Annotated in this window: 10 protein-coding genes; 9 read left to right on the top strand and 1 reads right to left on the bottom strand. The window is 27.6% G+C overall.

From position 1 onward, the window contains the following. Positions 1-126 precede the first annotated feature (126 nt). The 8 genes from CLPUN_RS20395 to CLPUN_RS20365 all read left to right on the top strand — a co-directional run bounded on the left by CLPUN_RS20395 (position 127) and on the right by CLPUN_RS20365 (position 8,327). Positions 127-894, top strand: coding sequence for an N-acetylmuramoyl-L-alanine amidase family protein (locus tag CLPUN_RS20395; RefSeq protein WP_242954203.1), 768 nt, complete (start codon positions 127-129; stop codon positions 892-894). Between the two features lie 222 nt (positions 895-1,116). Continuing rightward, positions 1,117-1,902, top strand: coding sequence for a Cof-type HAD-IIB family hydrolase (locus tag CLPUN_RS20390; protein ID WP_077849068.1), 786 nt, complete (start codon positions 1,117-1,119; stop codon positions 1,900-1,902). Between the two features lie 132 nt (positions 1,903-2,034). Then, positions 2,035-3,324, top strand: a complete 1,290-nt coding sequence (locus CLPUN_RS20385; RefSeq protein WP_077849067.1) for a DUF4026 domain-containing protein — start codon at positions 2,035-2,037, stop codon at positions 3,322-3,324. A 384-nt stretch (positions 3,325-3,708) separates the two neighbouring features. Further along, entirely contained in the window at positions 3,709-4,062 is a 354-nt protein-coding gene (locus CLPUN_RS20380) for a response regulator (RefSeq protein WP_077849066.1), read from the top strand. Positions 4,063-4,107: 45 nt separating this feature from the next. Next, positions 4,108-4,365, top strand: coding sequence for an Hpt domain-containing protein (locus CLPUN_RS28875; protein WP_242954202.1), 258 nt, complete (start codon positions 4,108-4,110; stop codon positions 4,363-4,365). A gap of 293 nt (positions 4,366-4,658) precedes the next feature. Next, the gene (locus CLPUN_RS27780; RefSeq protein WP_158078809.1) at positions 4,659-4,811 is read left to right on the top strand and encodes a hypothetical protein; all 153 of its coding nucleotides are present in this window, start codon (positions 4,659-4,661) and stop codon (positions 4,809-4,811) included. Positions 4,812-5,029: 218 nt separating this feature from the next. Next, entirely contained in the window at positions 5,030-5,500 is a 471-nt protein-coding gene (locus CLPUN_RS20370) for a chemotaxis protein CheW (protein WP_077849065.1), read from the top strand. 328 nt (positions 5,501-5,828) lie between these two features. After that, positions 5,829-8,327: a methyl-accepting chemotaxis protein gene (locus tag CLPUN_RS20365; protein ID WP_077849064.1), complete on the top strand. Its 2,499-nt coding sequence runs from the start codon at positions 5,829-5,831 to the stop codon at positions 8,325-8,327. Positions 8,328-8,509: 182 nt separating this feature from the next. Here CLPUN_RS20365 and CLPUN_RS20360 read toward each other — a convergent pair whose 3' ends face one another. After that, positions 8,510-10,069 (bottom strand): aminotransferase-like domain-containing protein, encoded by a 1,560-nt coding sequence (locus tag CLPUN_RS20360; RefSeq protein ID WP_077849063.1) that lies wholly within the window; start codon positions 10,067-10,069, stop codon positions 8,510-8,512. Positions 10,070-10,377: 308 nt separating this feature from the next. On the opposite strand from CLPUN_RS20360, the gene CLPUN_RS20355 reads away from it, so the two are divergent. Next, positions 10,378-12,177, top strand: a complete 1,800-nt coding sequence (locus tag CLPUN_RS20355; RefSeq protein ID WP_077849062.1) for a heme NO-binding domain-containing protein — start codon at positions 10,378-10,380, stop codon at positions 12,175-12,177. Positions 12,178-12,412 lie beyond the last annotated feature (235 nt).

The following is a 12,412-nucleotide window of genomic DNA, read 5'->3' as shown; positions in this document are numbered from 1 at the left end:
AATAAAAAAGAGGTTCTAGGCAGTTTTCTGTTATTAACATTTATTAAATAATACTTAAATTATAAAATATTGCTTTAAATATACAAGTATATTTGGTAATATCTAATATGGAGGGAGATGGAAAAAATGTTTAATATTAAAAAGAAAGTCACTACTTTTGCACTTAGTCTCGCGATGGTATTAGGATTAACTCCAGGAATAAGTGTACAAGCAGTTACTATTTCAACACAACCAATATTAAGTAATCAAGTATTGACTGCCATAGCAAATTTAGATAAAACCAAAAAGACCATAGTAGTTGATCCAGGACATAATTATGGTGGTGATTTAGGTGCGGAAGCTACGATTAAAGGTGTGACTTACAAGGAAGTAGACTTAAATATACAAGTTGCTTCTAAATTAAAAACAGAACTTGAAAAAAGAGGATATAATGTAGTAATGACTAGATATGATGGAGAAAAGCCGATGCTAGATGTTATACAAAGTCTTAAAGATAGAATCATAATTGCAAATGCTGCAAAGGCAGATTTATTTATAAGTATACATCATAATTCTACAGTAAATATGCCACAAGTTAATGGAATAGAAACATATTATAGTTCAGCAGAACAAGGTGAAGATTTTAAAGGTGGAGCAGTTCCTAATAAGCTTGAAATAAGTAAGAAGATGGCTGCAGTTATAAATGATAGTGTTGCTAAAAATCTTAATTTGAACAATCGAGGAATTAAAGATGGTAAAGATATATCATTATTCATTAAAAGTACAAATATGCCATCAATAGTTGTAGAAAATGGATTTATAACTAACGAAGAAGAAGCAAAAAGATGCACAGATCCAATTAGTCAGCAAAAAGTAGCTGAAACCATTGCAGATGCTATACAGGTAAATGTTTAATTAAATAATTTATTATAAAAAAGCAACTTTTAGTTTAATGATTAAAAGTTGTTTTTTTAATAATTAGATAATCTTTTGCATTTATAATAAAACTCTTGACAAAGTCAATGTTTTTTATACGTTAATTTGGATTACGCTAAATTATACAATATTTCCATTATAATATAAATTGTTGTATTATAAATATAGAAGACTTTTATTAGGAAGATAGGAGGATAAAAGATGAGAAAAAAAGCAGTTTTTTTTGATATTGATGGAACTTTATATAGTCATGAATTAGGAGTTCCAGAAAGTGCAGTACAAGGGATTAAAGAATTAAAAAATAATGGACATCTTGCATTTATATCAACTGGGAGAACAAGAGCAATGATTTCAGAAGAATTAGTTAATTTAGGGTTTGATGGCGTACTTGCAGCTTGTGGAACTTATGTAGAGCATGAAGGGAATGTTGTTTATAATATAGATTTAAAAAGAGAAACAGTAGAGAAAGCGGTAGATGTTTTTAGAAAACATAAGATATTTTGTATTTTAGAAGGCGGAAATTATTTATATATGGATGATGATAATTCTTTAGATAGTGGGCAATTTTCTATTAATAGGTTAAAAAATATATTTGGAGAAAAAATAAAACCGATTATAGGTGAAGAACATCATGTTAATAAGATTACTTGCCTATTAAACAAACACAGTAATTTTGAAGAAGCATATAAATCTTTAGAAAAAGATTTTTACTCCATTCATCATAATTCAAAAATAGTTGAATTGGTTCCAAAAGGATTTTCAAAAGCAAAGGGAATAGAAGAAATCATAAAATATTTAGGAATTAACATAAATGATACATATGCTTTTGGAGATAGTGCAAATGACATAGAAATGCTTAGATATGTTAAATATGGCATAGCTATGGGAAATAGTAGTTCTGAAATTCTTAAAACAGTTAAATATAAGACGGATAATATTGAAAATGATGGTATTTATAATGGGTTAAAACAGTTTCAATTAATATAAAGATTAACTCTACGTTGAATTACTCATTATTAGATCATGAAAAAATTTTAGAACACTCTCTTTTAATATTTGGAAAAATAAAAATACATAATTATTTCATAAAAATATTAATTCGGATAAGGAGTATATAAAATGTTTGGATTTAAGAAAAAAAGAGAATTAAAGAAAGGGACAATTGATAAACATATTTCTTATATAATGGCAATTCCAAAAGATGTAAATGAAATTAAGAATTCTAAGAATATTATTGATCGTTTAAAAAGAGCAACTTTATTTGATTATAAAGGTGCTGAAATTAAAGAAAATCTAATGATAAAAGTTAGATATATGGGGGAAGATTATAAAATAGAAGTAGTTACAGACGAAATTGACATATCTGAAGTTTACACAATAAATCATCAACTTACAGAAGAAAATTACAATGCCATGATGGAAGCAGAAATGGGACTGACCATTGGATTGTTATTTGGAGAGTCACCAATAGATTCATATCATTTGCAGCTAAAAATACTATATACTATCGTTCCTGATATAATTGGTATTGTAGATTTTTGTACAGAAAGAATTTTATCAGGTGTTTGGACTAAAATAGCTGCAGAATCAAGGGTATCTCCATCATCTGATTATGTTTACTCCATACAAGCAATAAGTGATGAAGAAGGAAACGTATGGATGCATACTCATGGGCTTAATCGTTGTGGCTCAATTGAGGTTGAAATTTTACAATCTACTAAAGATACTTATAAGAATCATTATTATATATTACAAACAATTGCAAAGAGGGCAATTTCAGATGGCGGATTTGTGGACGAAGAAGAATATTGCTGGATTGGTCGCATGAATAACGGAGATTCTTTAGTTGTAACTTGGATTAATTGGCTTATTGCAATACGATTATATAAAAATAAGAATATTCTTGGCGGAGTTAAAGATAGGATACAAAGCCATAAACATAATACTGGTGTTATATATCTATATTTATCAGAAGCAGATTATAATAATAAAAAATACACTCATGTATCAGCTGTAGATGATGAAATTTCAGAGAATGCTTTAATGATGATAACTACAGAAGAAACAACACGTATGAGTAGACTTGCAAAAGAGAGAGTTAAATATTTTAAAGATGCAATTAATAAGAAAGAAACTGAGATTCATGGATTAATGAAGATAGGATTGTTAGTTGATGATGAATATCAAAATGAAGAAAAGGATAATAAGGAACATATTTGGTTTGAAGTCCTTGAAATTAATGAATTAAAAATAAGAGGGATACTTACACAAGAACCATATTATATTAAAGACTTAGAAGTTAAAAGTGTGATGGAATTAGATTTAGAGGATTTAACTGATTGGATATTATATACACCTAATAATGAAATTACGCCAGACAGTGTATATTTATTAGAAGAGCTAATGTAATAAAGTTTTATTAAAGTAACCATATCGGCTAATTTGATAATTACCATAAATAAAATTCACTAAATTGATTAATGCTAAATTTAATGGATTTTCGTGTTATAAATTTGTTCTAATTATGCATTTATAATAAAAATAACATATTTTAAAACCTAATAATGCACTGATTGACAAATTACTATAAAATGGTACAATTGTAATTAGATAGACCTTAAGCGTAAATATTGGATGGAAAGTGATAAATATTTACAAAAAAGTTCCGATAATAAAAAGATAAAAATAATTGTAATATAAAGGTTTAATTTGAATAATTTGCATTCATGAAAATAGAAATGACTTAGTTGATTTATTATATTGTTAGAGTCATATTAGAGGAGGTTTGAGATTATGAAGAAAGTGCTTGTAGTTGATGATGCAGCTTTTATGAGACTATCACTAAAAACAATTCTTGAAAGAAATGGTTTCGAAGTTATAGGTGAAGCAGTGAATGGAAAGGATGCTATTCAAAAGTTTAAAATTTTAAAACCAGATATTGTGACAATGGATATAACTATGCCAGAGATGGATGGAATTCAGGCATTAAGTGAAATAATTAAATCTGATCCTAAAGCAAATGTAATGATGTTAAGTGCTATGGGACAAGAATCACGAATTAGAGAAGCAATTACTTTAGGAGCAAAAGGATTTATAATAAAACCATTTAAAGAAGAAAATCTTTTAAAAGCATTAAGCAAGTTTTAATACTTGCTATTGAAAAAATGGAGGAAATATGAGTAATAACAAACTATGCTACAAATGTTTATTTTTGAAACCTTTGAAATGATAGAACAGGTTCAGCAACTTATTATTGATAGTGAAAAAATTAAAAGGCTCGAAACAGATGTAATAAATGAAATATTTAGAATAATGCATGCCGTTAAAAGATCTTTTGGAATTATGATGTTTGATAATATATCTAGTATTTCTCACAATATTGAGGAGCTATTTTATTTTATAAGAGAATCAGAACCTAAAAAAACCAATTATTCAGTCTCACAGATTTAGTTCTTGAAGGAAGTGACTTTATAGAGGCGGAAATGGAAAAATAAACAACGATAAAGATGGAGAGATTTTGCGATATTTATTGGGAAAGTAAATGAACTTTTAAAAGTTCTAAAAATATCTGGAAAAATATCAGAAAATTCAGTTAATAATGAAGAGAAAAATATAGTCGAAGAAAGAATGAAAGATCAAAAATATTATTCAAGCAATATTAGAAGTAATTAAAGTATAAATTTATTCAGTGTAATATTATTTTTTGAAGATGGATGCAGCGTGGAGAATATTAGATCTTTCACTTGATATTTCTAGCAGGATTTTCAACAAATGAAAATGTTACAGAATTTTCTGGTCATGAAGTTGGAATGGGTGTAGTCATAAAGGAAATTGAAAAAATCAGAAGAATTGTAACCGTTGATAGCATACCAGGAACTGAAATACAACATCAATAAAAATTCCTCTAACTCTTACAATTGTTGATGGAATGGCAATAAAAGTTGGAAGTTCATCTTTTACACTTCCGGTTACATCTAAAGACAATCACTCACAATTAAAGATCCTGATAATAAAGAAATGATAATTTTATAAGAGAGAAGGTTATTCAATGGGTTAAATATCTAAGTGTTAGGTTGAAATATTTGAGAATATAAAAATTAAAGGGGGATTGTTGATGGAGAATTTATTGAAAGAAATAAATGGAGATGAAGAAGATACCCAAAAGGACAAATATCTTATATTTTCAATCGGTAAGCAGTCATATGGCATTGATATAAAATATGTAATAGAAATTATAGGCATTGAACCAATAACGAAAGTACCGGAACTACCTAATTATGTTAAAGGAGTAATAAATCTTAGAGGTAAGATAATACCTGTAATGGATATTAGACTTAAGTTTAAAAAAGAGGCAAAGGAATATGATGATAAGACATGCATTATAGTAGTTGAAATAAGCAATATAAGCATTGGCTTAATAATAGATAGAGTTTTGGATGTTGTGAATATTGAAGAAAAGAATATTTCACCACAACCTAAGACCATCTCAAATAAAGATAATGCTAATAAGTATATAAAAGGTATTGGTAAAGTTCAAAACGAAGTAAGGCTTCTCATAGATTGCTATAAGCTCCTTGAAGAATAGGAAATAGAAGAATCAAAAAATAAACAATAATAAAGTAGTATTTTGACGAATGTATTTAATTATAAATACTATTAAACAGTTAATGTTAAAGGTGTTTTAGTAGCAATCTAGTTTTTTATGCGGTACATATTAAAGAATATATACTTGTAGTAATATTTTCCGAATAAAAGGGGTTAATAAAATGATATGAAGTAATATTTCTGAGAATTAAATATATTCTATATGTTCTAATAAGTAAACTCCAGATACTTGTTTACTTTATATGGTTTTTAATATAGCAAATTAATTAGAATTTATATATATAATTTTATAATTGGGAGGGATTTATATGAATTTTTTTGAAAATTTGAAAATAAGAAGTAAAATTATTCTATCTTTTTCTTTAATTGTTATTCTGACGGGTGTTATAGGTTCCATTGGTATTATAAACATTCATCGAATTAATGTGTTAGGCACTGAGTTATATGAAGTTAATACAGAACCAATTGTTTTATTGAATATTGTGCAAGTTAATATACAAAAAAATAGAGTAGCACTTAGGAATATGATAATTGATAACGATATAAATAAAAAAAAGGAAAGCAAAAATATTATAACTCAAAATGATAAAGAAATAGAGAAGGCTATGGAAGAATTCAAAAGCACAATTAAAGCTCAAAATGTAACAGATCAATATAGCAAGTTAAAAATAAGTATAGATGAATATACACCAGTTAGAGATAAAGTAACAGATTTAATGGATCAAAACAGAAATGACGAAGCTATTAGTCTTATGGAAGGTGAGGGAAGTAAAATTGCAAAAACTATTGATGATACGATTTCAGAGCTTGTTTTATTAAAAGAAAGTCAAGCTAGTGATAAATCAGAAGCTAATTCCCAAACAGCAGATAGTGCAATAATTTCTATGTTAGCAATAATATTTATAGGTATAATTCTTTCAATAGTTCTAGTATTAATAATTTCGGGGATGATTAGTAGACCTATACAACGAGTAGTAAGTATGATTCAAGAAATGGGAAAAGGACATCTTGGCGAAAGATTAAATATGAAGACAAAAGATGAGGTAGGTCAAATGGCTAACGCTATGGATGCATTTGCAAATGATTTACAAATTTCTGTGATTGAAGTTATGAACAAAATTTCAGAAGGCGATGTTAGTGTAAATATAAGTTTAAAAGATGAAAAAGATGAAATATCTCCAGCTTTGAAGAAAACTGTAGAAACAATTAGAGAACTTAATAAAGGAATTAATAAACTTATTAAAGAAACTACAGAAGGTAAATTAGATGTAAGAGGCAATGGAGATTTGTATTCAGGGGAATGGAGAGAAATAGTAGTTGGAATTAATGGGTTAATAGATGCTTTAGTAGCACCAATTAATATAACAGCAGAATATATAGATAGAATAAGTAAAGGAGATATACCAGAGAAAATAACTGATACTTATAAGGGTGATTTCAATGAAATAAAGAACAACTTAAATAATTGTATAGACAATATAAAAGCTTTAGTAATAGATGCCAATATATTATCAAAGGCAGCTGCAGAAGGGAGGCTGGATACAAGAGCAGATATAACAAAACATAATGGAGACTTTAAAAAAATAGTGGGAGGAATAAATGAATTAATTGAGGCGATGGTAATACCAATTCAAGAAGTTACTAGTGTTATGAGTCAAATATCTAGAGGAAATTTAGAAGTACCGATAAACGGTGAGTATAAGGGAGAATTTGGAGTTCTGGCAAATGCTGTAAATAATACCGAAGAATATTTAAAAGATGTTGTGGGAGAAATTTCTGAAATAATAGGAGAAATTTCACAAGGTAATCTTGTACTTGAAAATGTGAAAGAATTCAATGGAAATTTCAAAAGCATTTCAACTTCATTAAATACGATAATAACTTCATTAAATTCAGTACTTAGTGACATAAATGCTGCTTCTGATCAAGTTTATACAGGAGCAAATCAAGTTTCATATGGTAGCCAAGGATTATCCCAAGGTGCTACAGAGCAAGCTAGTGCTATAGAAGAGTTAACATCTTCTATAACTGAAGTGGCAGCACAAACTAGGGAAAATGCGACTAATGCAAATGAAGCTAAAAATTTAGCTCTTAATGTAAAGGAAAATGCAGAGGGAGGCAATAATCATATGAATCAAATGCTTAAGTCTATGAGTGAGATAAATGAGTCTTCTGACAATATTTCGAAAATTATCAAAGTAATAGATGAAATAGCTTTCCAAACTAATATACTTGCTCTTAATGCAGCCGTAGAAGCAGCAAGAGCAGGTCAACATGGTAAAGGTTTTGCAGTAGTTGCAGAAGAAGTGAGAAACTTGGCGGCCCGAAGTGCAAATGCAGCTAAAGAAACTACAGATCTTATTGAAGGTTCTATAAAAAAAGCTGAAAAAGGAACTGAAATTGCTAATAATACAGCAAAAGCTTTAGATGAAATAGTGGATGGAGTATCAAAAGCAGCAAAACTTGTTGCCGAGATAGCAGCATCTTCAGATGAACAGGCGACTGGTATTTCACAAATAAACTTAGGAATTGAGCAAGTATCACAAGTTGTTCAAACAAATTCTGCTACAGCTGAAGAAAGTGCAGCAACTAGTAAGGAACTTTCAACTCAAGCAGAACTACTTAAAGGTATGGTTTCTAATTTTAAACTTAAAAATAATAAAAACATGAAATTAAACAATGAAAGTGAAAATTATAAAAATAGACAATATTATACTAATGAAAATAATATATCATTTAAAGAAGTAGCCGCAACATCAAGTAAACTTAAAATTGCGTTAAGTGATACAGAATTCGATAAATATTAAATTACAATAGTTGTTAATGATATTGCAAAATCTACACAAAATCAAGCGTGGCTTTCTCAAAAATTAATTAAATGGAAAGACAGTTTAAAATATGATAAATATCAATTGTGTGTTATTATATGAAATGATTATATTGGCTTGTTTTTAGGAGGAAGGGTAGAGAGTTGAGCTATAACAACTCTCTACTGGTCTGATAAGTATTTTATATTGTCACCAATTATTTTAATACCTTTTTTTATATCTTCATCACTTACTCTACCAAAGCCTATTCTAAAGGTATTTTTACCTTTTAGACTATTTTTATTATATTGAGCAAATTCAGGAATATTAATTATTTCATCATCACAACAACTTACTAAATTTTCTTTCGAGTTTATAGTTTCAATGTTTAAGTTACTAGTATTTTCATAAAAAATATCACCTGGCATAAATAAAACATTATTTTTATAGCAGAGCTCTAAAAGTTCTCTTGTATTTATATTATTTTTGAGTTTTATAAAAATGTGTAAGCCGCCTTCTCCAGTTATACATTCATATGGAATATATTTTTTTATCATATCCATAACTAGATTGTATTTATCTCGATAATATTTTCTTACATTTTTTACATATCTACTAAATGCACCACTTTTTAAATAATAATAAAATGTACTTTGATCTAAAAAAGATGAATGAATATTTCGCCCACGTTTTACACTTTCTAAAATATCTATAAGTTTTGTGTCTCCTAGTATCCAACCAATTCTAAGACCGGGAAATAATATTTTTGAAAGACTTCCTATATAAATTACGCCATTACCGTTACCACATAACGAAGCTATTGGATCAATTGGAGAGCTAGAGTATAATAATTCTTCATTAAATCCATCTTCTATTATAGGTACAAAATATTTTCTGAAAAGTTTATATATTTCTTTCCTTCGTTCGGTCTTTGTCACAATTCCTGTTGGATTATTATAAGAAGGGATTAAATATCCGAATTTAGGATTATATTTACTTAAAGCTTTTTCAAGAGAATCTAAATCTAGTCCTTCTTTATCTAGTTTTACTTGAACCACTTTTAAACCATAAGCTTTCATAATCTTTAAGGCAGTATTATGGGTTGGCTCTTCACATAAAATAACATCATTTTTATTTGTTAAAGAGCTAATAATTATATCAAAAGCTTCAGTAAAGCCATTTGTGATTAAAATATCTTTATTAGTAGTAACTACACGCTTTTCTTTCATATAGTCAAAGAAGTAATCAATTAGGGGTTTATATCCCTTAGCATAGCCATAATTGAGTAAATTTGCTTCCTCAAAAGTCCAAGCATCTAAAAGAGACCTTTTGAAATCATCAAGATTAAAAAGATGGCTTTCAGGAGATATGGATTTGAAAGATATCATTCCTTTTTTATAAGGTAATTCTTTTTTTACAATATCAAGTTCATTTAGAATATTTCCATAACAATTAACTCTTTTTAAGAAATCTACATTATATTCGTAGCTTTCATTTTCACCTTCGATTGAAATGAAAGTACCAATCCCTTTTTTAGTAATTATTATTCCCATACTTTCTAGTTTTTCATATGCTGAAATAACAGAATTTCTACTTATATTTAAAATCTTACTTACTTCTCTTGTAGAAGGAAGCTTACTATCTTTTTTTAATTCACCACTTTTAATTCCAGTTAGTATATGTCTTTCTATTTGAATGTAAATTGGCTCGCTTTTAGATATAATAAGGGTAGAAAATATCAATTTTGAATCACCACTTTCTTTGACTAAATTAACTTTAATCGAAATTTTCTATGTTAAAAATAATTCGATTGATTATTTTACATGTATCATATTAAATTACTTATGTCAAATTTTTAAGCAAGTATATAAGTTCTAATTAATTTGCTACATTAGAGTCATATACAGTAAATAGGTATATGTAGTTTATTTATTAAAACATATACAATTAATATGTATTTACCAATTTAATTAAATTGTTGTATAATTATATAATGGATATTTAAATTAGATAAGGGTGTTAGCAAAAGGTTAAGGAGGAGAAGAGGAGAATGAAAGGGACAGTTGTATCAACTTGGATGAAAACTAATAGAAAATTGTTTGGAGATTCCACTGTTAATGATGCGTTGGATTATGTTGGATGGGGAAGTGGTAAAATATTTTCACCAATTGAAAATGTAGATGATAGAGAAGTAAAAAAATTAATAGCATATATAGCAAAAAATCAAAATATGGAGGTTGGGACTCTATGGAAAAAGATAGGACAAGATAATATAATATCTTTTAGTCAGGATTACCCAGCATTTTTTAAACATGAAAATGTATATTCGTTTTTAAAATCAATGTTTGATGTTCATGTGGTAATGACAAAAAAATTTGCTGGAGCAAAGCCACCTTTAGTAATGATTGAACCTATATCAAGTAGGGAAGCAATATTCAGTTATAATTCTTCTAGAGGTATGTTTGATTATTTTATGGGAATGTTAGAAGGAACATGTAATCATTTTAATGAAAAAGTAAATATAGAGCAAATATCAAAAAATGATACAGAATTGAAATTAAAGCTTACTTTTGATAAAGATATATATTATAGTAAGAAATATTTATTTAATTCAGTACTTTCACTTGGATTTATTAAAAGTTTTGGAGCCAAAGTAGGTTTATTTACATTTATAATATCAACAGTAGCATTATTACCTATATTAGGATTTGATAATATAATAAAAGCGTTAATTGGAAGTTCTATATCTGGTATTGGAGCGTTTGTGGGAGTTTCTATGATGATGTCTCCAATGAATCAAATAAAAGAAGAGCTTAGAAGAATTATAAATAATCAATATAATCTTGACGGTAAGGTTATAACAAATGATTTCTTTGAGGATATTTATGATCTTCTTAAAAGTCATAAAAAAGTCATACAAGCAGATTTTGTTGGATTCAAAGGTGTTACAGATGAAATGAATACCTTTGTAAATACTATAAATATAATATCTGAATCTATGAATAATACATCTAATGAAATAAGTGGGGTTGTTGAACAAGTTGCTGGTGGAGCAGTTATGCAAGCGCAAAATACAGATGTTGTAGCACAATCACTTAATGGAAATATTACAGCTTTAAGAAGTATAGTTGAAAATGAAAATGCAAATAAACTAGAACTTGAAGATGCAGTGAAAAAGATAAATAATAGTTATGAAAATGTGGATAATGCTAGTAAAAATATTTTAACTTCTCTAGAGAAATTTAATGAGGTTAAGATTAAAGGAACAAATCTTGAAGGCAGAGCTAAAGATATAACTAATATTGTTTCTATAGTTTCAGGAATATCTGAACAAACCAACTTGCTAGCTTTAAATGCATCTATTGAAGCTGCTAGAGCTGGTGAGCAAGGAAGAGGTTTTTCTGTTGTAGCTGAATCTATAAGAAAATTAGCAGAACAATCTAAAGATGCAGTTCTAGAAATAAACTCTAACCTAGAGCAGTTTGTCGCAGAAATAAAATCTTTGGTAGGACATATAGATGTTCAATATGATGTATTAGCGAAGGAAACTGATAGTTTAGGAGTTGTTAGAAATATAAGTTATGAAGCTAATCAATCAGTGCAAAGTGTTGCTAATTCTATGATAGAGACTATAGAAAAGTTAAACACAGAAGCTGATTCTATATCAAAAGTATATGATAGTGTAGAATCATTAGCTGCTATTGCAGAAGAAAATTCAGCATCTTCAGAGGAAGTAAGTGCTAGTGTAATAAATTATACTAATGAAATTAAGAAACTTATAGAGAATATACATGATTTTAAAGGAATCACTGAAACATTTAAAAGGGATTTAGATAAATATAAAATATAATTTTATAATTAATAATGAAAACCACTAAAATTAATCCGTTATATTAATTTTTAGTGGTTTAATTATAATGTTTTGATAAAAATATTATAAAGTATTAGTGTAAGTAGTAAAATAAACTATAAATTTAAGTGTGCTTATTGTTAACTAACTTTATAAAGTACACTATTTATAATTTATGTGAAAATATATTTATACTTATTTATACATTAATGATATTATTATAATATAGATGATT

The sequence above is a fragment of the Clostridium puniceum genome (assembly GCF_002006345.1).
GTDB lineage: Bacteria > Bacillota > Clostridia > Clostridiales > Clostridiaceae > Clostridium > Clostridium puniceum.
Note: the sequence above shows the minus strand (reverse complement) of the source record. Positions and strands in the feature narration are given on the sequence as shown.